Genomic DNA, 440 nt, shown 5'->3' on the forward strand with positions numbered 1-440 from the left:
TCGTAGCGATAGATGGTGGTCGGCGTCGTGAAGCTGGTGAAGGCGAAGAAGGTCTCCGGGTCGTCATTCTCGCCATGGAAGCCCGCCGCGGTGCCGATGCCGGGCAGGGCGACGGTGCCGAGCGGCCTTCCGTCCAGCGAAAAGCGGCGCACCTCGGTCTTGGCATCGACCAGATAGGAGGCGACCAGGGTGCCGCCGACCATCGACAGGCCGTCGAGCGTCGCTTCGTCCTCGGCGACGATCTCGACCGGCTGCGGGCGCGGCTGCGACACGTCCATGCTGACGACGCGGAGGCGCGGCGCGTCCTGGTTGGTCGCGAAGACGAACTTCGTCCCCTCGTTGCCGACATAGGTCCAGTTGTTGCTGAGGCCCTCGACCAGCTTGCGCGGGGCCGCGTCCGGCCGGGTGAGGTCGATCAGCGTGATCTCGTAGCGGTCGTC

General features: G+C 68.0%; 1 protein-coding gene. It reads right to left on the bottom strand.

Annotated elements, in window-relative coordinates:
- A partial coding sequence (locus tag AC2JF9_RS09395) for a hypothetical protein (RefSeq protein WP_500727240.1) occupies window positions 1-440 on the bottom strand: 440 nt, incomplete at both ends.

The sequence above is a fragment of the Lactobacillus sp. C449L genome (genome assembly GCF_059900815.1).